Below are 19,627 nucleotides of genomic sequence, written 5' to 3' on the forward strand. Positions count from 1 at the left end.
TAAGTGATTCGGGTGAGAAAGTGCAGCTAACACCCCGGCAACTTCAAGGACGAAGGGTATGGACAGAAATCACCCGAGGGGGAACCTTTGCAAGGTAAAGCGCTCCAAGAATTTGTTATCGACAAGCTCGATGACTTGAAAGGCCAGGACATTATCACTTTGGATGTTCAGGGTAAGTCCAGCATTACTGATTACATGATCATCTGTACCGGGACCTCGACCCGCCATGTTATGGCGCTGGCAGACAATCTGGTGCAGGAATCCCGTGTGGCAGGCATGATACCGCTAGGCGTAGAAGGCCAGGGTGTGTCTGACTGGGTTGTTGTGGATTTAGGCGAAGTCATTGTGCATGTCATGCAAGAAGAAAGCCGCCGTCTGTATGAACTGGAAAAACTCTGGAGCTAAGCGGTGAAACTGCAACTGGTAGCCGTCGGCACCAAAATGCCAGACTGGGTGCAGACAGGTTTTATGGATTACCTGCGCCGCTTTCCCAAAGATATGCCCTTCGAGCTGGTAGAGATACCGGCCGGTAAGCGGGGCAAAAATGCGGATATTAAACGCATTTTGGAAAAAGAAGGCGAACTGATGCTGGCGGCGGTTGGCAAAAATAACCGCATTGTCACGCTGGATATCCCAGGCACTCCCTGGGAAACCCCGCAACTGGCTCAGCAATTAGAACGCTGGAAGCAGGACGGCCGTGATGTCAGCCTGCTGATTGGCGGGCCTGAGGGGTTAGCCCCAGCCTGTAAAGCTGCGGCAGAGCAGAGCTGGTCGCTCTCTGTGCTTACGCTACCCCATCCTTTAGTGCGTGTTATAGTGGCTGAAAGCCTCTATCGCGCCTGGAGTATTACGACCAATCACCCTTATCATCGGGAATAAGCGGGCGATGAACCTGAGTAAAGTGATGGCTTTAAGTAAAGTGCTGGTTTTGGACAAGATGAAGTAGCTGCGGGATGAAAAAAGAACCTAACCCTTTTCGCGACTATTCGGCTGAATCAGCCTTGTTTGTCCGCCGCGCCCTTGTGGCTTTCCTCGGTATCCTGCTGCTAAGCGGAATATTGATCGTAAACTTGTACAATTTGCAGATAGTGCGTTTCGAAGACTATCGCACCCGTTCCAATGAAAACCGTATTAAGCTGGTCCCTATCGCCCCAAGCCGTGGCATGATATTTGATCGCAACGGTACCCCGTTGGCGATGAATCGGACCATTTATCAATTAGAATTAATGCCGGAAAAAATCGAAGACCTCCCCACAACACTCAATGCACTACGCCCGATAGTGGATCTGACGGATGAGGATATCGCTAATTTTGAAAAAGAGCGTAAGCGCTCACGCCGCTTTACCTCCATTGCCGTTAAGACCCCTCTTACTGAGGTGCAGGTTGCCCGTTTCGCCGTTAACCAATTCCGCTTCCCTGGTATCGAAGTCAAAGGCTATCAACGCCGCTTCTATCCCTATGGCTCAGCCCTGACTCACGTTATCGGCTATGTATCGAAAATTAACGATAAAGATGTCGAACGGTTGGATAAAGACGGCATTTTGGCTAATTATGCCGCAACCCACGATATCGGCAAGCTGGGTATTGAGCGCTATTATGAATCCGTATTGCACGGCAAAACCGGTTATGAAGAAGTTGAAGTCAATAACCGTGGCCGGGTGATCCGCCAACTACATGAGCAGCCGCCGCAGGCAGGTAAAGATATTTACCTGACGCTCGATTTAAATCTGCAAACTTATATTGAAAAACTCCTGAGTGGCAGCCGCGCCGCAGTGGTGGTCACCGATCCACGCACAGGTGCAATCTTAGCGTTGGTATCGAACCCAAGTTATGACCCGAACCTATTTGTTGATGGGATCTCCAACAAAGATTATCAGGGGTTACTGAACGATCCTGACCGTCCGCTGATTAACCGTGCCACTCAGGGCGTCTACCCCCCTGCGTCTACAGTAAAACCCTATATTGCCGTTTCCGCCCTGAGTGCTGGGGTTATCACCAAGAACACCAGCTTGTTTGACCCTGGTTGGTGGCAACTGCCTGGCTCAGAAAAACGCTTTCGCGACTGGAAAAAATGGGGCCATGGTCGGCTGAATGTCACCAAGGCGCTGGAGGAGTCGGCGGATACCTTCTTCTATCAGGTTTCCTATGACATGGGGATTGATCGCTTGTCCTCATGGATGAGTAAATTCGGCTACGGTGAATATACCGGTATCGATCTATCCGAAGAGCGCGCGGGCCTAATGCCAACTCGTGAGTGGAAACAAAAACGCCACAAAAAACCGTGGTACCAAGGGGATACCATTCCAGTAGGTATCGGCCAAGGGTATTGGACCGCCACCCCGATCCAAATGGCAAAAGCGTTAATGACGCTGATTAATGATGGGGCGGTTAAAACGCCACATCTGCTACAAAGTACCCGGATTGATGGCGTGTTAGTGCCTTATCAACAAGAAGATCGCACGCAAATTGGTGATATTCACTCCGGTTATTGGGAAATAGCTAAAGATGGCATGTATGGTGTAGCCAACCGCCCGAACGGTACGGGGCGTAAGTTTTTTGAAGGTACACCTTATAAAGCAGCGGCAAAATCCGGTACCGCGCAGGTTTATAGCTATGAAACCTATAATGCCCATAAAGTGGCGGAACACTTACGTGACCATAAATTGATGGTTGCGTTTGCGCCTTACGAAAATCCAACGGTATCTGTCGCCATGATTTTAGAAAATGGAGGTGCCGGGCCTGCGGTGGGGACTATTACCCGCCAAATACTCGACCACATTTTGTTGGGTGATAATAATACTGAATTACCGGATGCGGCCCCTCTGCCTCCAGGTGTTGAAGCAGATTAATTGAAGCGGACGAAGGTAACTCATGACTGATAATCAACAAAAAGGCTCTTTGTGGTACAAAATGCACATCGATCTGCCGTTTTTGATTTGCATCCTGGCGCTGTTGGCTTATAGCGCCTTTGTGATGTGGAGCGCCAGCGGGCAAGATATCGGCATGATGGAACGCAAAGTTGGTCAAATCGCTATGGGCCTGATTGTCATGCTGGTTATGGCGCAAATACCGCCGCGCGTCTATGAAAACTGGGCACCCTACCTCTATTTCGTTTGCGTAATTTTGTTGGTATTGGTTGATGCCTTTGGTCAAATCAGTAAAGGTGCACAGCGCTGGCTGGACTTGGGTTTTATCCGCTTCCAACCCTCTGAAATTGCTAAAATTGCGGTTCCGCTGATGGTAGCACGCTTTATGAACCGTGACGTCTGTCCACCCTCATTAAAAAATACCGGTATTGCGCTGATTTTAATCTTTATGCCGACCTTATTGGTGGCCGCTCAACCCGATCTGGGTACCTCGATCCTAATTGCGGCCTCTGGCCTGTTCGTCTTGTTTCTCTCCGGTATGAGTTGGCGTTTAATCGCTATTGCCGCCGTATTGGTCGCTGCGTTTATCCCTATATTGTGGTTCTTCCTGATGCACGGTTATCAGCGGGACCGCGTGATGATGCTGCTGGACCCGGAAAGTGATCCACTCGGCGCGGGTTATCATATTATCCAATCAAAAATCGCCATCGGTTCAGGGGGCTTATCAGGTAAAGGCTGGCTACACGGGACCCAGTCACAACTGGAGTTTTTACCGGAGCGCCATACTGATTTTATCTTTGCCGTACTGGCGGAGGAGCTAGGTTTAATTGGCGTGCTGGTATTATTAGCCCTTTATCTCTGTCTCATTATGCGTGGTTTGGTGATTGCCGCCCACGCACAAACCACCTTCGGCCGAGTGATGGTCGGAGGATTAATGCTGATACTGTTTGTATATGTATTTGTTAACATAGGTATGGTCAGTGGAATTTTACCTGTGGTTGGCGTACCTTTGCCTTTGGTCAGCTATGGAGGCTCGGCGCTGATAGTTCTGATGGCCGGGTTTGGTATCGTGATGTCGATACATACTCATCGCAAAATGTTATCGAAGAATTTATAGAGGTGAGCAATGCGTAAGGAATGGCTTTGGATAGGCATCGCAGGCGTGCTGTTATCAGCATGTACCAGTCAGCCCCCGGCACCCCAGCAACAGGTGCAACAGACGTACAACGGCCCGGTTGAAGAGATTGGTGGGGCAGAGCCGCGCTATGAACCCTTTAATCCTAATTTTAATCAGGATTATAAAGCCAATGGCCAGTCGTACAGCATTATCAAGGATCCACAAAACTTTACTCAGGTGGGCCTTGCCGCTTGGTATGGCGAAGAAGCTAACGGCAACACAACCTCAACTGGCGAAACGTTCGACCCTAATGCGTTGACCGCCGCCCACCCTACGCTGCCAATTCCAAGTTATGTGCGCGTTACCAATGTCAGTAATGGCCGCCAGATTGTGGTGCGCGTGAATGACCGTGGCCCGTATACCCCAGGGCGAGTGATTGATTTATCTAAAGCGGCCGCTGATCGCCTGAATATTTCGAATAACACCAAGGTGAAGATTGATTTTATCAATGTCGCACCTGATGGTTCGCTGTCTGGCCCAGGCATGGTAGGTACCACCATTGCCAAACAAAGTTATGCATTACCAAACCGCCCAGATTTGACCTCCAGCGGGATGGGGACGCCAATGCAACAGGATGCGCCCGCAGTAAGTGCCCCCGTGCGCCCTATCGCTAACAGTAATTTGTCTGGTGCAGATGCCTCTCAACCGGTTGCACCACAAAGTAGCGGTTTCCTGCGGGCATCGACCCCGGTGCCGGCTGGCGTATTGGAAAGCTCAGAACCCGCAGTTAATTCTGCATCCACCCTGGGTGCTGGGCCGGTGACACCACCAGTTGTTGCCAACCCTGGTCCAGTAACATCAGTAGCAACAACAGGTGCTGCCAGCTCTGGTGGTTATGTGGTTCAGGTCGGTGCGTTGAGCGATGCTCAGCGGGCGCAAACCTGGCAGCAAAGTCTGAGCCAACGTTTTGGGGTACCGGGCAAAGTAGATACCAATGGCAGTGTGCATCGTGTCCAACTTGGGCCGTTCAGTAGCCGCCAACAGGCCGTAGAACTGCAACAACGCCTGTCGAGCGAAGCTCAGCAGCAGTCATTTGTGGTCGCGGCACCTTAAAACATACATACCTTGTAGCAATTTAAGGTCTGTCAGATAAAAATAACCGTAACCTCCTGTGCAAACAGGATGTTACGGTGAAACGAATAAACGCCACACAAGTGTATAGCCAAATTTATTGGCGTTGCAGCAAGGCCGCAAATAAATGCATCCCGATGAGCTTGCACAATTCAAGTGATTCAGATGAGTAAGTGCCGCTAACGCCGCTACAACGTCAAGTAAGTAAGGGTATGGTATAGTGTGGCACTTTCTTAACTTACTCCCACGGATGTTGTTGTCCTGATCATGAAATATGTAACTACTTCTCGCATTATCAAGAGCCTGGCGCTCGGCACTGTTATTGTTATGAGCGCAGCTTCTGCTGCAAACGCTGATGACGTAAATCTAAAAACCATGATCCCCGGCGTGCCACAGATCGACTCAGAAGCGTATGTGCTGATTGATTACAACTCCGGCAAAGTATTGGCAGAAATGAATGCTGATGCGCGTCGTAATCCGGCCAGCTTGACCAAAATGATGACCAGTTATGTTATCGGTCAGGCAATCAAAGCAGGCAAAATCGGGCCAGAAGATATGGTTACCGTGGGGAAAGATGCCTGGGCAACTGGCAATCCAGAATTCAAAGGCTCTTCGTTGATGTTTTTGAAACCCGGCGACCGTGTACCGGTTTCTAAACTGACTCGGGGTATCAACCTGCAATCCGGTAATGACGCCTGTGTCGCGATGGCTGATTATGTTGCTGGCAGCCAAGACTCATTCGTCAACCTGATGAACAACTACGTTAAAGCTCTGGGCCTGCAAAACACCCAGTTCAAAACAGTTCACGGTTTAGATGCTGAAGGCCAGTACAGCTCTGCGCGCGATATGGCGCTGATTGGTCAAGCACTGATTCGCGATGTGCCGGATGAGTATGCCATTTACAAAGAGAAAGAGTTTACCTTCAACAATATCCGTCAGATGAACCGTAACGGTTTACTGTGGGATACCAGTCTGAATGTTGATGGTATTAAAACCGGCCATACCGAAGCTGCTGGCTATAACTTGGTTGCCTCTGCGACCGATGGTCAAATGCGATTGATCTCAGCCGTACTGGGTGGTCACACCTACAAAGGCCGTGAAACTGAAAGTAAAAAATTACTGACTTGGGGCTTCCGTTTCTTTGAAACCGTCGCACCGCTAAAAGTAGGTAAAGAGTTCGCTTCAGAGCCAGTCTGGTTCGGCGACAGTGATCGTGTGCAGTTGGGTGTTGATAAAGACGCATACCTGACTATTCCACGCGGCCGCATGAAAGATTTGAAAGCCAGCTACGTGCTGAATACACCTGAGATTCATGCGCCACTGGCGAAGAATCAGGTTGTTGGCATGATTAACTTCCAGTTAGATGGCAAAACCATCGACCAGCGCCCATTAGTGGTGATGAACGAAGTTAAAGAAGGTGGGTTCTTTAGCCGCATGGTGGACTACATCAAACTGATGTTTCACCGCTGGTTCGGTTAGTTGGTGGGCTTGAAAACCACCAGACTATCCCCATATTATAAATAATATGAAACTCCCGCCCCGGCGGGAGTTATAATTTTAGGGTCGGATGATTTTTTCATTACCCTAACACCTATCCGGCAGTAATCTGTCCATCAACACCCAGGAGCGCACATGAAAACTAAACTGAACGAACTGCTTGAGTTCCCTTGTTCTTTTACCTACAAGGTAATGGGCATTGCTGAACCACAGTTGGTAAACCAGGTGGTGGAAGTGGTACAGCGCCATGCTCCGGGTGATTATACCCCGCAGGTAAAACCGAGCAGCAAAGGCAACTTTCACTCCGTCTCCATCACCATTACAGCCACCCATATTGATCAAGTGGAAATCCTGTATAAAGAACTGGCAGACCTTGAACTGGTGCGGATGGTGCTGTAATTAAGGCTATAGAGTTAAGCCTTATTGCCGACGAGCAAGATACCTAATTTGTACCAAGCCCACCTTATTATGGCCTGGACCGGATATTCCCGCTCTGGGCCTTATTTTACCTTTTAACCCCATGGTTGAACCGTAAACCTGCTTTTTTAAATGTCAAAATAGTAGCCCCACACTGCTGGGCTGGTATACTGACGCCACCATTTCTGTAACCAGATGATGCCTCGCTTGCAACAACATAAGATCATTTTACGTCAGCTAGGGCTACAACCCTATGGCCCCGTATCTCAAGCTATGCATAATTTCACTGAGTTCCGTACTGACGCCACTCCTGATGAAATCTGGCTGGTTGAGCATCAGCATGTCTTCACTCAGGGCCAGGCAGGGAAAGCCGAACATGTGCTGATGCCCGGTGACATTCCAGTTATCCAGAGCGATCGAGGCGGGCAGGTCACTTATCATGGACCCGGTCAGCAAGTTATGTATGTCATGATTGACCTCAAGCGTGCCAAAGTTGGCGTGCGGCAATTGGTTACCGCGATAGAGAATACTGTGATTCACACCTTGGCTCATTTTGCTATTGATTCACAAGCCCGCCCAGATGCACCCGGTGTCTATGTCGGTCAGCAAAAAATATGCTCGTTGGGATTGCGTATCCGTAGAGGTTGCTCGTTTCACGGGCTGGCTTTGAATATCGATATGGACCTGGAGCCGTTCCAACGCATAAACCCATGCGGTTATGCCGGTATGCAAATGACCCAGGTCAGTGCATTAAAAGCAGGTACAACTGTTGCTGATATCCAGCCAATTTTGGTGCGCGAATTTACCCGCCAATTAGGCTATCCGCAAGCAGAGCAGCAGCCATGGTCGCAGGCAGACTATTTATCATCAGACAAACCCTAAGTTAGCTAATTGAAATCGTGAATGCCTTGGCTCTTTCAGCATAGCCAACATAATTGGAGTGGCAGCAAAGCAATAAGCGAATGACAAATCTACTGGCAGGGGAATTGGAACGCTATACCTTAACGCCTACAAAATTGGGGGCTGAATAGGATAGGGGAATGATGATATAATTTTTAAACAATTTTCAAAAAATTTTTAACGAACGCCATATCACGTTGAATTTAATGAAAAATCTCAAATTGAGAGATTCAGAACTGGAACCTGCACGATTATGAGTAAACCGATTCAGATGGAACGCGGCGTAAAATATCGCGACGCAGATAAAATGGCGTTAATCCCGATTAAAACCGTGGTTACCGAACGTCAGGAACTGCTACGTAAACCCGAATGGATGAAAATCAAGCTACCTGCTGACTCCAGCCGCATTCAGGGTATCAAGGCAGCAATGCGTAAAAACGGTCTGCACTCGGTTTGCGAAGAGGCATCCTGCCCTAACTTGTCAGAGTGCTTCAACCACGGAACGGCGACCTTTATGATCCTCGGCGCAATTTGTACCCGCCGTTGCCCATTCTGTGACGTTGCCCATGGTCGTCCGGTTACACCTGATGCCAATGAACCAGAAAAGCTGGCGCAAACTATTAAAGATATGGGGTTGCGCTATGTGGTTATCACCTCAGTTGACCGTGATGACTTACGCGATGGTGGTGCTCAGCACTTTGCCGATTGTATCTCAGCCATTCGTGCCAAAAATCCGACCATAAAAATTGAGACACTGGTACCTGACTTCCGTGGTCGCATGGATCGTGCGTTAGATATTTTGACTGTCACACCACCGGATGTGTTCAACCATAATCTGGAAAACGTACCACGTGTGTATCGTCAAGTGCGACCAGGGGCTAACTATGAGTGGTCGCTTAAATTACTTGAGCGCTTTAAAGAAGCCCATCCTGATATTCCGACTAAATCAGGGTTGATGGTTGGTTTGGGTGAAACCAATGCTGAAATCGTTGAGGTTATGCATGATTTGCGCCGCCATGGGGTCACCATGCTGACATTGGGGCAGTATTTGCAACCAAGCCGCCACCATTTACCCGTACAGCGCTACGTCAGCCCGGCTGAGTTTGATGAAATGAAAGCAGAAGCCATGGCAATGGGCTTTACTCATGCGGCTTGTGGCCCGTTTGTTCGCTCTTCTTATCATGCCGATCTGCAAGCAAAAGGGTTAGAAGTAAAATAAATAAATTGGCCTGATGAGATTTTCAGGCCAATTTACTGAAACACTTAGTTACACCTTAAATGCCAGATAAGCAAAAACGGATTTCCATTGGAGATCCGTTTCCTGTTACCAGACATAAAAAGCTAGCTGATAATAGCTAAGCTATAGAACTATTATGCTTCTGCTATGACCGGATACCGGCGACATCAAGCGAGGGCAATCAGTCCTTATGCTCGATTGGAGGTATTGTTTTGGCTTCATCTGCCGTTTTAGCTGCAGTTACAGGCGTCGCCGTAGATGCATCATCATTACCCATGGCCTTTTTAAAACCTTTCAGGGCAGCCCCCAAATCCGCGCCCAACGTGCGCAATTTGCTGGTTCCGAATAACAATACAATCAATATGCCGACTACCAACAGTTTGGTAATGCTGATACCTTCCATACTCACCTTCTTGATTAGTTCTGTTCATTAAACAATGAATATATCCTTCTTACTGGATATTGCGCCGATATGAGTACTCCCTGCCCCCCTGAATCACTAACATGAATCAGAATGGTGAGATTCACTCGCGGTCGACAACACCAATGACGCTGGATATCGTTAAATAATGGCCTATTTACGAAAAAATTACCGATTAAAACGACAGTAATATGTAACAGATTTCGTTAGTGAACTATGATTTACTCAGGGTCTATGAGCACTTATTTTGACTTATTCAGGATGAGACATTGTCGTTAACATCCCCCCCAGAGCAAAAAGAAAGAGGGATCCGCCAATTGCCTTATTCAAGTAGAATAAATACCCGTCGATCAGGGTTAAGCTTTGCTAAAAGGACTTATTTACCTCGAGTATTTGGCTTGGGTGTTGGTATGTTTTGTGTAAGTTCAGTGCTCTACACACAGAACTCACCGCTATGGCTATGGCTGATGTTAGCTATTAATGGCTTGGTATGGCCACATATTGCATTCTTGCTGGCATTGCGCTCTGAACAACCGTTTGATCGAGAAATAATCAACATGAAAATAGACTCAGCACTGGGTGGTGTCTGGGTAGCAATCATGTCATTCAATGCGTTACCCTCTGTTGTTATTCTATCCATGATGAGTATGAATAATATTGCTTCGGGGGGTAAGAACATTTTTTGCAAAGGATTGGCCTTGCAAATCTCCTGTAGTTTATTGACCGCATGGATATTTAATTTGCCCTTTAAACCTGAAACGTCTCCACTTCAGGTTTATGCCTGTTTGCCGATGATAATTATCTACCCTTCCCTGCTCGGATTAGTAACCTATCGCACCGCCAAGCGTCTGGCCGAAAGCAAAGAAGAGTTATTACGTATTAGTGTAAGAGATGGGTTAACTGGTTTGTACAACCGCAGGCATTGGGAACACCAGTTGCATAATCAGTTTGACAGTTGCCGGCGCTATCAGCACGGCGCAACACTCATTTTACTTGATATTGATAATTTCAAAGCCATAAATGACACCTTTGGTCATGCGGTTGGTGATGAAGCTATTACGATTCTTGCCGAAGAGTTATTGCTGGGGCTGCGAGCCATTGATATTGTCGGCCGCTATGGTGGAGATGAATTTGGCGCTATTTTACCCAATACCACTGCCGAACAAACCCGCGAAGTATTAACGCGAATTCAAGAAAAACTGGCCGCGTTAGTCTTTACTCAAGCCCCTACCCTACAACTTAGAGTGAGTGCTGGCATTGCTGATTACAGGCACGATATGATTAATTATCAGCAATGGTTGAAAGCTGCTGACTCCGCACTGTACCTAGCTAAAGATAATGGGCGTAATCGTATTGAGCTAGCCAGTTAAAAACTATTCCCAATAGATTTCAAGATGCAGGAAGTCAGTGTATTATTAACCGCAAGATCTGGAGATGACATTCCTCCATAACCGCCCTTCAAGGCTGATGATGTCTACGTAACCTTTTCATTAAGGTGCGTAGTATTGCGCCTAAGCCTTTCTGAAAAGCCCGCGAATAACAACAAACTACCCGCACGATGCGGTATCCATAATGAAAGGTATTTATGTTTAATACATTACTCGCAGTATTTATTGGTGGCGGTGTGGGCAGCGTCACCCGCTGGCTGATCAGCCTGAAGCTAAACAGCCTATCCAGCCATGTCCCCGTAGGAACACTGTTGGTAAACCTGATTGGTGCCTTTATCATCGGGCTGGCATTATCCCTGTTTACCCGCGTTACACATATTGACCCGGTATGGAAGCTACTGGTCACGACAGGTTTTTGTGGTGGCCTGACAACGTTTTCCACCTTCTCGGTGGAAGTGGTTTACCTAATCCAAGATGGCAAGCTGGCATGGGCGGCAGGAACTGTTTTGCTTAACCTGGCGGGTTCACTTGCGATGACGATGCTGGCCTTTATATTGGTCAATCACTTTGCGGGGCAATAATAACTATTAACTATAAAAATAATAGCTATCAACTATAAGAACCGTAACTATAAGCCAGTTTAGCTTTCCAGGTAGTCCGTAATATTACCCGGAAACGTGCACTGGCTAGAAAGTCATATCTCTGCGGATATCATCTTAATGTTTTCTTAATCTATGAACTGGATAATCACTTGGTTGAGAACAGTTCGCCACTGGTGGTGACTGACGTACCGGATAGCGCTATGTTTGGATTACCTAAGAAACGGGGCGAGTGGCTAGCAACCCTTTTTTGTCTGGCCATCACAGTGATTTTTCTCAAAATCTATCTCTACTAAATTAAGACGACTCACTCCCCTCATTGCTATTTTTGTTGATGGCGAGACAGCCACTCAAGCCATATCATTCAACAAAGCCGTATTTACCTTACTGATACCGCCAATAAAAAACCCGCCTATTGAGGCGGGTTTTAATAAATATGGGCTACTTAGATAGCGATAACATTAGCAGCAGATGGGCCTTTGGCACCGTTCGTGATTTCAAATTCTACACGCTGGCCTTCAGCAAGAGTTTTGAAACCATTGCTAGCGATGGCTGAGAAATGAACGAAAACGTCCTTGCTGCCATCTTCTGGGGTAATGAAGCCGAAACCTTTGGACTCATTGAACCACTTAACGCTACCTTTAATCTTAGACATCAAACTTACCTTTACGTGAATGTTGGACACAAATCGTGTGTCAACTACAGTACAGCAATAGAACTGTTTTTTGTCCACAGCAGAGATCACAAAAAGAAGAGAAAAAGTGAAAAACGCCGATTTATTGCTCTATTATCAGCACAGAAAGCCACATTTTTTTGCTTTTATAGCTCACTATAATGGGGCTGAAAAGCGCCTTAGCGAACTGACAGACTGTATCTGAAAGCTATTCACCTGTATTATACTTATCCATTGGATACGCTAATATGAGATGCATGATGAACGGTAGAATAACAACTTTTTTTGAAGATAAAGGCTTTGGTTTTATCACCGATGAGAACGGAGATAACCGTTATTTTCACGTTATTAAAGTTGCTAATCCCGAGATGATCAAAAAAGGGGCTGAAGTTACCTTTGAGCCAACAACCAATACCAAAGGGTTGTCAGCATTTGCTGTAAAAGTAGCAATTGAGAGTAAATACATATTCATTGCTAACGAGAGAATCAAACTCACCAGCATCAAGTCATTCAATACTTTTACTAAAGAAGTCCCGGCACAGGCCGAGGTAGATAAAGCCAATACCATACTTTCAGTAAATTTACTGATGAACAAAATCCGGCCGCAGGAAGAAGATATTTCAGAGAAAACCGTGCCATTGCAAATGTTATCAATAATAACATTCCAAAATGTCACTTATACATTTTCTGAGCATGAAGTTGATATCGAGAGTACGGTTGCTAAGTTGAAGAGTATTTAATACCGATTCTATTTTTATTAAAACTGATAAATATCAACACCATCAAGCAGCCCCAAATGCCTTTGGGGCTGTCCGGCCTACCCGGAAAGTTAGGTGCTGGCATCCCTGCCCGCTAACCAAGAACATCCTTTTGATATTCTCTGGTGTCGACGCCAAAATAATAAAGAATTAAGTTACTTTCATTAACTATTTGAACATAAACATTTTAATCAACTCAACGTCAGTACGAGCACCTAGCTTCTTCATAGCAGAACGTTTTTGTCCGCTAACTGTTTTCTCACTCTTTTTCAAAATTCTGGCAATATCACCGCCTGAAAAACCTTCATTAAATAGCTTCAACACAATATTTTCATTCGGCGTTAAATACTGCCGCTCGGATGACGCCACCCCCAACACCGCAGTGGCCTTCCGTTCAACTAAATTATCTTTAAGCCCACGAAATTTTCGTTTAAATACAGCGGTAATCTTGTTGATCACTGTATCAACCGAATCCTCTCTGAAAATCATAGTTACATTACTGAATCTGGGGATACCTTGTAAAAAGCTATTCAGTCTGGCATCACAAATCAAAAAAACATCTGCTTCAGAAGGGGCCTTATCCAAACGCTTTAGCGCTTCGAAAAAACTGAATTCATCAACACCAATAAAAATAGCATCTGCTGAATAAAATGCTTTTCGATAGAATTTAATCTCTTTTTTAAAACCTAACGATGCAAATATTTTTTTTACGACAGTTACCATACCCAGTGTTTGATATTTATCGTTATCGACTATCATACAGCTTATCATATTGGCCACACCCGTTAGCGCTTCAGCATCCCATGAATAATTAACTCATATCTGTTTGGAATACGATTTAATATCGTTACAAAACAAATAGATAACACGGCACTTTCCCTACTTGTTAGTAGAACATAGGGGGGTGTAGATATATATAGGATGTCAACACCGGAAGGTGTAGGAAACGTCTTTTTCTCTGTGAAATATTTCCTTATTGTTCATTTTTGTTTAAGTTTTCCAAACGTGACAGCATCAGGATTGTATGCAAAAATATAGATATATTAGTAGTCTGAATAGGAAGGTCCCGATGCAAACCATACGCCCTATGAAGCTGCATCCCTCAGTTAACCTTATTTTAAGTCAAACTACTTTATGAGAAACGTCGGTTTACATGCCCTAAAAACGTTAAGCTGCTTTTCTGCTGTTACTTTCTACTCTGCAAGTAAAACCTGTACTGACCAGTGTTTTCTTGGCGGAGAAGTAATGAGTGTTCTGTACTTTTTATCAATTATTGCCACTCCATTATTTTTCATGATCATTGGCTATATCGACTCTAATGATGAGATAGATCAACAGGATATCCTGCGTAAGCTGAAGTCTATAATAACTATTATTATCTTCTGGAACGTCCTTTTCTATTTTATCAATGAGGATGGTTTCAAACGAGGATACTTCCTACAAAGTTGGCTTTTGTTCAGCATTGCCATTATTTACCTGCTGAATCCGATAATCTCGAAGGTTTTGAAAAGTAACCGAACGGCCATAATAACGCTTTCGTGTCTGGTTATTTTCTCTGTCACGATTGACCTGATCAGCGCCTTCACTGAAAGACCATATTTAATTGATTTCCCACAATATTTTAGATTATGGACTTGGGTTTTCTATTATATGGCTGGTAGGTTCCTTTGCTCGAAGATATGCCAGAAAATAACAAAGTTACCAAGAATACGTCTCGCCGCTAAGGTGCTACTGCTGCCAACCGCGATCTCAATGTATTTTTACGAAAGTTTTATGTCGATACATGTGTATAAAACCGTTAATGCCGGTTATTTCCTCGATAACTTGCACGTTTTAATACTCAGTTTATGTTTATTTGTCATATTTGATAACTTTGACACTAAACATGAATGGATAAAGAAAACATTGGCCTATATCAGCCCCTCAATGATCGGGGTGTACATACTGCATGATGGTATTTTCTATTTCATTGCCAGCGCATATAATCTGTCAGACGTCACACTAAGATTTACATTGCTACTATCAGTATTCGCTGCCTCTGTATTATTGTCGCGTATTCTATTACTGAATAAGTATACGTCCCGTTTTATCTCATTTTAATTGATAGCGGCTGGCCGACAGATCAGTACACAAGGCCAGCCGATAGCTTTACCAAAAGTCCTCACTGCAACCCTGGCTGTTCGTCACTCGACTTAAAGCGATTAAGCCACAACAGTAGGCAAAAAACGACAACCCGAACACAGGCTATTGGATTTGAATCACGGTCAGCGTATTACCAAATACCGCGCCAGTATCAATATAAAGCTGATTTTTAAACAGTAACGGTTTCACCAACGGCGTATGTCCGAAGATAAATTTATCTGCCCCTGCAATTTTGCGACTATCCCCTTCCATCGCCGCGTTAAGCCGCTTACGGCTCCACAACACTAATTGCTCGCTGACAGGTTTACCATAGACGTATTCATCTGAAGGATAATCAGCATGAGCGATAATATATTTCTCGCGCTCAGTATTTACCTCAATAATTAAAGGTAATTTTTCTGCCCGCTTAATGAGTTGCTCTACCAGAAGTTTCTTGCTGGTTTCCAGTAAGAAAAACCATTGCCCACCATTCGCTATCCAGGTGTCAACCTCCCCTCCAGCTAGCACATCAATTGCCATCTGCTCATGATTACCACGAACAGCATGAAACCAGTGAGTAGTGAGCAGTTCGTAACACTCAATATTCTGCAAGCCGCGATCCGCCAAGTCCCCGACAGACAACAATAGATCCGTCGAACGCTCAAACTGTACGCGACCGAGAGCATCCATCAGTTTTTTATAGCAGCCATGAATATCGCCTACCACAAAAATACGTTGGTATTCACTACCGTCTATTTTACGGTACATAACAGGCTCCACAGTCGGTGTATGGCCTGTATTAACCTTAGCTTACTTGAGTGTTTTTTGAGTAGCTGATGCCGCTATTTTCTGTGGTTCAAGCCGTGACCGCCAATGGCTGGTACTTATCTCAGTAATGACCAATGAAAACCTTGAGGAAATGGCGCTGACAGTTGGAAGTGAGTTAATTGCACTGTTTAGTGGGCTAACTACAGGGTTTAAAGCACCGAGGGTGAACCTCGCCACCAACAAGCCTTAATCACCGATTCGCTTGGTTAAAATGACTGCCCATGATTGAATAAGCCGCCCTCAGGCGGCTTATTTAGCATTGAGGCACCGCTACAAAGGCCGGTATATGCCCCTGTAATGCGCTAATCTTTCGTGGAAGTAATCACGCTCGTCCACCGAAAGCTTGGCCTCAACTTCATCAACATCAATGTTCTTCTTTTGGCTTTCCATAAAAGCAACCGTGGATGCCACAAAGTCCAGGCTGGTATGGCAATATTCAGAAACCAGTTTTTCTAGTGCTGACATTTCACACCCCCTACTTCGCTACCACACAAATATAATTAACACAAATCATCAATCCATAACCGTGAACAAGATCACTAAAAATGACATCAGTCTGTTTACTTCAATTGATGCAAGCTCCCGATATTTTTAACCTTACGCCCTGGATCATGATTAATTTCTTCGCCACAGTGATATAAGTGTCAGCCAGGTATCAATTTTCCGTTACTGCAAGCGAGATCATTTTCTTATATTGAACCGCACAACAGTGCCTTTTAAGCTATTTTCCGTTATCTTGTGGGATTAACCTCAAGACAAAAATAGACCACCGAACTGGAGCCGAAATGAGAAAGACAACCATGATTATGATCGCTATTGCACTGGCGGTATTCGCTTATACCTACTTTACCGGGGTGTAACATTCGCCAACAATCAGATGATTGCCAGGGCGCTATCTAAGCGTAACGCTTTCTGGCATGGCTCTTTATTTATCATCCATTGAATTAGGTCCCACAAATAAGAAGATGCTAAAAGTTATTGCTCAAGATTTTATAAAACCGGAACACATTATCGATGTTATGCCACTCTATAAAGAATTAGTCGCCAGAACAAAGCGAGAACCGCTTTGTATTTCCTATGATTTATGTATCAATCATAAAGATCCCGGCCATTTTATTTTTATCGAGGAGTGGCCAGATCAAGCCGCGTTAGACATACATTGTGCCACTGCGCATTTCAGAGAATTGGTTCCAAAAATTAATCAATACCAACGAAAAGACGGCACCTTCATCTTAATGCACTGTTTTGAATAACCCTTAAGAACAGCTTGTTATTGTGCAAGTTGCTCTTCCTCATGATATTGATTTTGCCACATGGCGGCGTAACGCCCATTGGCAAGTAATAACATATCGTGGCGGCCCCGTTCCACAATGGCACCGGCGTCCAGCACAATAATTTCATCCGCATCAATGATTGTTGATAATCGATGGGCAATCACCAACGTCGTGTGATAGCGGCTAACTTCTCGCAGATGAGCCTGAATTTCACGCTCAGTTTGCGTATCCAATGCACTGGTCGCTTCATCAAATACTAATATAGCGGGGTTTTTAAGGATAGTACGCGCAATAGCGACCCGCTGTTTTTCGCCACCAGAGAGCTTCAACCCCCGCTCCCCTACTCGTGTCTCATATCCATCTGGCAGGCTAGTGATAAATTTATGAATATGTGCGAGTTTTGCCGCACGTTCTATCTCTGCAAAAGTTGCAGACGTTCTGCCATAAGCAATGTTATAACGCAATGTGTCATTAAACAGCACGGTATCCTGCGGCACAATACCTATCGCTTCGCGCAAAGTCGACTGAGTAACAGCCCTAATATCCTGATTATCAATGTAAATAGCACCACCCGTTACATCATAAAAACGGAACAGTAAGCGTGAGAGAGTTGATTTCCCCGCACCAGAAGCACCCACTACAGCGACTGTTTTGCCCGCAGGGATGCTGAAACTCACGTTATCCAGAATAGGCCTGCGGGGATCATAACCAAAGCTGACTGACGCAAAACGGACTTCACCTTGGGTCAGTTTCAAAGGCAATGCATCTGGTCTATCAGTCACTTCTTTCTTAACCATCAGCAGGTCGAGCATATTTTCCATATCGATCAAGGCTTGCCTGATTTCAGAATAAATAAACCCAAAAAAATTAAGCGGTTGATATAACTGAAGCAGATAGGCATTCACTAATACAAAATCACCAATAGTCATTTTGCCCTGCGTGATACCTTGCGCCGCCATCGCCATCATGACGACCAACCCGATTGAGATAATAGCAGTCTGCCCAAGACTCAATGCAGTAAAACTGAATTGGTTTTTGATAGCTGCATGTTCATAGAGTTGCCGTGAAGTATTGAAACGCTGCGCTTCGAACGCTTCATTACCAAAATACTTAACAGTTTCATAATTGAGCAAACTGTCGATAGACTTAGTGTTTGCATCTGCATTGGCTTGATTTAGCTCACGCCTGAAGCGGGTTCGCCAACTGACGGCCATTATCGTAAACAAAATATAGCAGCCGACCGTCACCAAAATCGCGATCGCAAACCAGCCATCTAACAGATGCCACATGATCAACGAAACCAGTGTTATCTCAAACAAAATGGGAAAGATAGAGAACAACAGGCGCGAGAGTACGGTAGCGACAGCTTGGGTTCCACGCTCGATTGATAGGGATAAACCACCGGTTTGTCGGTCCAGATGAAAGCGCAAACTTAGTTCATGCAATTGTTTAAATACACGTAAGCCAAGTAACCGAGTCGCATTCTGGCTGACATGTACAAACATGACGTTCCGCAGCTCCTCAAATAAGGAAGCACTGATTCTCGCGATGCCATACGCAATAATAAAACCGATTGGAATAGCCAGTATCTTGGCGTTTTCACTGCTTAATGTATCAACCATCGCCTTATAAGCTAGTGGGACCAGAGTGGTACTGACCTTGGAAACCACCATAAAGATCACGGCCGCAACCAGATAATAGCGAAGCTTAGGGTTATTTTTCGGCCAAAGATAAGGTAGCAGGAACTTTAGTAAGCGTGAACGATCCATATTTATGTATTTATCATCTCAGGTGAAATAGTTGTATTTATTTTTTATATTCTGCCACGTATAAGTGGAATGGCCTAATGAGGTCGGCACTATCTGCCGAATTAGAATTTAGTCACCTGTGACGAGATTAGTCGATGCAACATCAGCACCCTCGGATGATAGGGGCCAATGCGGGAAAAACTTTATTTACTCCTCTTTTTTTGATTATAAATACAGCTATTGAGAATTAGAAATAACAATTATAATCAGTTAGATAGATAATTAAATACATATTTTTAGTCGTAATTAAGCACCATACTGACTTCAGCAAGCCGCGAACCCAATTAGTCATTCATTTTTTTTGAACAAGATAAGCAATTCTCTTTGATATTCAATTTTTGTGATCGGAGTAACATTACTCCTATCGAAAGCAACCCGCTTTCACATACACAAATAGAAGAGAATTTATTATGAAAACTACCATCGCAGCAATCGCACTTATCGCAGCTATCCTGGCACCTACTGTTTCAATGGCAAATATCGGCGACAGTGATAGTTATAAAGGAACCTACTCAATAAGCCAGGGCCAAAACACTAACGCAGCTGATCAGACAGCCAAAAACTAAGATAAAATAATAGCATAAAGTCCCA

Annotated in this window: 21 protein-coding genes and 1 riboswitch; of the genes, 15 read left to right on the forward strand and 6 right to left on the reverse strand. The window is 45.1% G+C overall.

The window, feature by feature from the left end; translation table 11 throughout:
* The first annotated feature begins 87 nt into the window (after positions 1-87).
* The 9 genes from rsfS to lipA all read left to right on the forward strand — a co-directional run bounded on the left by rsfS (position 88) and on the right by lipA (position 9,148).
* Positions 88-405, forward strand: coding sequence for a ribosome silencing factor (rsfS, locus tag EL015_RS14865; protein WP_005182734.1), 318 nt, complete (start codon positions 88-90; stop codon positions 403-405).
* A gap of 3 nt (positions 406-408) precedes the next feature.
* On the forward strand, positions 409-879 hold the full coding sequence (rlmH, locus tag EL015_RS14870) for a 23S rRNA (pseudouridine(1915)-N(3))-methyltransferase RlmH (protein ID WP_005182723.1): 471 nt from the start codon (positions 409-411) through the stop codon (positions 877-879).
* 74 nt (positions 880-953) lie between these two features.
* Positions 954-2,849 carry a peptidoglycan DD-transpeptidase MrdA gene (gene mrdA / locus EL015_RS14875; RefSeq protein WP_005182721.1) on the forward strand — a complete coding sequence of 632 codons (1,896 nt, stop codon included), beginning with the start codon at positions 954-956 and terminating at the stop codon, positions 2,847-2,849.
* A gap of 22 nt (positions 2,850-2,871) precedes the next feature.
* Positions 2,872-3,984: a peptidoglycan glycosyltransferase MrdB gene (gene mrdB, locus EL015_RS14880; protein ID WP_005182719.1), complete on the forward strand. Its 1,113-nt coding sequence runs from the start codon at positions 2,872-2,874 to the stop codon at positions 3,982-3,984.
* A gap of 9 nt (positions 3,985-3,993) precedes the next feature.
* Entirely contained in the window at positions 3,994-5,097 is a 1,104-nt protein-coding gene (gene rlpA, locus EL015_RS14885) for an endolytic peptidoglycan transglycosylase RlpA (RefSeq protein WP_005182718.1), read from the forward strand.
* Positions 5,098-5,382: 285 nt separating this feature from the next.
* Positions 5,383-6,594, forward strand: a complete 1,212-nt coding sequence (gene dacA, locus EL015_RS14890; RefSeq protein ID WP_005182716.1) for a D-alanyl-D-alanine carboxypeptidase DacA — start codon at positions 5,383-5,385, stop codon at positions 6,592-6,594.
* 153 nt (positions 6,595-6,747) lie between these two features.
* A complete protein-coding gene (ybeD, locus tag EL015_RS14895; RefSeq protein WP_032905731.1) occupies positions 6,748-7,011 on the forward strand; it encodes a DUF493 family protein YbeD in 264 nt (87 codons plus the stop codon).
* A gap of 213 nt (positions 7,012-7,224) precedes the next feature.
* Positions 7,225-7,911, forward strand: a complete 687-nt coding sequence (lipB, locus tag EL015_RS14900; protein ID WP_005182712.1) for a lipoyl(octanoyl) transferase LipB — start codon at positions 7,225-7,227, stop codon at positions 7,909-7,911.
* A gap of 271 nt (positions 7,912-8,182) precedes the next feature.
* Positions 8,183-9,148: a lipoyl synthase gene (lipA, locus tag EL015_RS14905; RefSeq protein WP_005182711.1), complete on the forward strand. Its 966-nt coding sequence runs from the start codon at positions 8,183-8,185 to the stop codon at positions 9,146-9,148.
* A 199-nt stretch (positions 9,149-9,347) separates the two neighbouring features.
* Here the strand turns inward: lipA and tatA are convergent, their stop codons facing one another.
* Positions 9,348-9,569: a Sec-independent protein translocase subunit TatA gene (tatA, locus tag EL015_RS14910; protein WP_005182703.1), complete on the reverse strand. Its 222-nt coding sequence runs from the start codon at positions 9,567-9,569 to the stop codon at positions 9,348-9,350.
* Between the two features lie 335 nt (positions 9,570-9,904).
* Here tatA and EL015_RS14915 point away from each other — a divergent pair, with 335 nt between their 5' ends.
* Positions 9,905-10,957 carry a diguanylate cyclase gene (locus EL015_RS14915; RefSeq protein ID WP_071984973.1) on the forward strand — a complete coding sequence of 351 codons (1,053 nt, stop codon included), beginning with the start codon at positions 9,905-9,907 and terminating at the stop codon, positions 10,955-10,957.
* A gap of 51 nt (positions 10,958-11,008) precedes the next feature.
* Positions 11,009-11,071: riboswitch (Fluoride riboswitch) on the forward strand.
* A gap of 101 nt (positions 11,072-11,172) precedes the next feature.
* Positions 11,173-11,556, forward strand: a complete 384-nt coding sequence (crcB, locus tag EL015_RS14920) for a fluoride efflux transporter CrcB (protein ID WP_005182699.1) — start codon at positions 11,173-11,175, stop codon at positions 11,554-11,556.
* A gap of 463 nt (positions 11,557-12,019) precedes the next feature.
* On the opposite strand, the gene cspE is transcribed toward crcB, so the two are convergent.
* Positions 12,020-12,229, reverse strand: coding sequence for a transcription antiterminator/RNA stability regulator CspE (gene cspE, locus EL015_RS14925; protein WP_002210315.1), 210 nt, complete (start codon positions 12,227-12,229; stop codon positions 12,020-12,022).
* 278 nt (positions 12,230-12,507) lie between these two features.
* Here cspE and EL015_RS14930 point away from each other — a divergent pair, with 278 nt between their 5' ends.
* Positions 12,508-12,987: a cold-shock protein gene (locus EL015_RS14930; RefSeq protein ID WP_032905761.1), complete on the forward strand. Its 480-nt coding sequence runs from the start codon at positions 12,508-12,510 to the stop codon at positions 12,985-12,987.
* Between the two features lie 186 nt (positions 12,988-13,173).
* Here the strand turns inward: EL015_RS14930 and EL015_RS14935 are convergent, their stop codons facing one another.
* Complete coding sequence (locus EL015_RS14935; protein ID WP_032905730.1) at positions 13,174-13,764, reverse strand: helix-turn-helix transcriptional regulator; 591 nt, start codon at positions 13,762-13,764, stop codon at positions 13,174-13,176.
* A gap of 375 nt (positions 13,765-14,139) precedes the next feature.
* Here EL015_RS14935 and EL015_RS14940 point away from each other — a divergent pair, with 375 nt between their 5' ends.
* On the forward strand, positions 14,140-15,105 hold the full coding sequence (locus EL015_RS14940; protein ID WP_005182691.1) for an acyltransferase: 966 nt from the start codon (positions 14,140-14,142) through the stop codon (positions 15,103-15,105).
* A 144-nt stretch (positions 15,106-15,249) separates the two neighbouring features.
* Here the strand turns inward: EL015_RS14940 and EL015_RS14945 are convergent, their stop codons facing one another.
* Positions 15,250-15,894: a metallophosphoesterase gene (locus EL015_RS14945; protein WP_005182690.1), complete on the reverse strand. Its 645-nt coding sequence runs from the start codon at positions 15,892-15,894 to the stop codon at positions 15,250-15,252.
* 330 nt (positions 15,895-16,224) lie between these two features.
* The gene (locus EL015_RS14955) at positions 16,225-16,419 is read right to left on the reverse strand and encodes a glycogen synthase (RefSeq protein ID WP_005182674.1); all 195 of its coding nucleotides are present in this window, start codon (positions 16,417-16,419) and stop codon (positions 16,225-16,227) included.
* 500 nt (positions 16,420-16,919) lie between these two features.
* Here EL015_RS14955 and EL015_RS14960 point away from each other — a divergent pair, with 500 nt between their 5' ends.
* Positions 16,920-17,207, forward strand: a complete 288-nt coding sequence (locus EL015_RS14960; protein ID WP_005182672.1) for a putative quinol monooxygenase — start codon at positions 16,920-16,922, stop codon at positions 17,205-17,207.
* A 17-nt stretch (positions 17,208-17,224) separates the two neighbouring features.
* On the opposite strand, the gene EL015_RS14965 is transcribed toward EL015_RS14960, so the two are convergent.
* Entirely contained in the window at positions 17,225-18,997 is a 1,773-nt protein-coding gene (locus tag EL015_RS14965; RefSeq protein WP_005182670.1) for an ABCB family ABC transporter ATP-binding protein/permease, read from the reverse strand.
* Positions 18,998-19,446: 449 nt separating this feature from the next.
* Between EL015_RS14965 and EL015_RS21735 the strand changes: the two genes are divergently transcribed.
* Positions 19,447-19,602 (forward strand): hypothetical protein, encoded by a 156-nt coding sequence (locus tag EL015_RS21735; RefSeq protein WP_164711359.1) that lies wholly within the window; start codon positions 19,447-19,449, stop codon positions 19,600-19,602.
* Positions 19,603-19,627 lie beyond the last annotated feature (25 nt).

It is taken from the genome of Yersinia intermedia, from assembly GCF_900635455.1.
Taxonomy (GTDB): domain Bacteria; phylum Pseudomonadota; class Gammaproteobacteria; order Enterobacterales; family Enterobacteriaceae; genus Yersinia; species Yersinia intermedia.

Excerpts from the sequence above, each read along its gene's own strand:
- crcB (WP_005182699.1), top strand. The coding sequence starts at position 11,173 with ATGTTTAATACATTACTCGCAGTATTTATTGGTGGCGGTGTGGGCAGC.
- tatA (WP_005182703.1), bottom strand. The coding sequence starts at position 9,569 with ATGGAAGGTATCAGCATTACCAAACTGTTGGTAGTCGGCATATTGATT.
- EL015_RS14930 (WP_032905761.1), top strand. The coding sequence starts at position 12,508 with ATGAACGGTAGAATAACAACTTTTTTTGAAGATAAAGGCTTTGGTTTT.
- lipA (WP_005182711.1), top strand. The coding sequence starts at position 8,183 with ATGAGTAAACCGATTCAGATGGAACGCGGCGTAAAATATCGCGACGCA.
- cspE (WP_002210315.1), bottom strand. The coding sequence starts at position 12,229 with ATGTCTAAGATTAAAGGTAGCGTTAAGTGGTTCAATGAGTCCAAAGGT.
- mrdB (WP_005182719.1), top strand. The coding sequence starts at position 2,872 with ATGACTGATAATCAACAAAAAGGCTCTTTGTGGTACAAAATGCACATC.
- rlpA (WP_005182718.1), top strand. The coding sequence starts at position 3,994 with ATGCGTAAGGAATGGCTTTGGATAGGCATCGCAGGCGTGCTGTTATCA.
- EL015_RS14940 (WP_005182691.1), top strand. The coding sequence starts at position 14,140 with ATGAGAAACGTCGGTTTACATGCCCTAAAAACGTTAAGCTGCTTTTCT.
- ybeD (WP_032905731.1), top strand. The coding sequence starts at position 6,748 with ATGAAAACTAAACTGAACGAACTGCTTGAGTTCCCTTGTTCTTTTACC.
- EL015_RS14955 (WP_005182674.1), bottom strand. The coding sequence starts at position 16,419 with ATGTCAGCACTAGAAAAACTGGTTTCTGAATATTGCCATACCAGCCTG.
- EL015_RS14935 (WP_032905730.1), bottom strand. The coding sequence starts at position 13,764 with ATGATAGTCGATAACGATAAATATCAAACACTGGGTATGGTAACTGTC.
- mrdA (WP_005182721.1), top strand. The coding sequence starts at position 954 with ATGAAAAAAGAACCTAACCCTTTTCGCGACTATTCGGCTGAATCAGCC.
- EL015_RS14945 (WP_005182690.1), bottom strand. The coding sequence starts at position 15,894 with ATGTACCGTAAAATAGACGGTAGTGAATACCAACGTATTTTTGTGGTA.
- lipB (WP_005182712.1), top strand. The coding sequence starts at position 7,225 with ATGATGCCTCGCTTGCAACAACATAAGATCATTTTACGTCAGCTAGGG.
- EL015_RS14965 (WP_005182670.1), bottom strand. The coding sequence starts at position 18,997 with ATGGATCGTTCACGCTTACTAAAGTTCCTGCTACCTTATCTTTGGCCG.
- dacA (WP_005182716.1), top strand. The coding sequence starts at position 5,383 with ATGAAATATGTAACTACTTCTCGCATTATCAAGAGCCTGGCGCTCGGC.
- EL015_RS14960 (WP_005182672.1), top strand. The coding sequence starts at position 16,920 with ATGCTAAAAGTTATTGCTCAAGATTTTATAAAACCGGAACACATTATC.
- EL015_RS21735 (WP_164711359.1), top strand. The coding sequence starts at position 19,447 with ATGAAAACTACCATCGCAGCAATCGCACTTATCGCAGCTATCCTGGCA.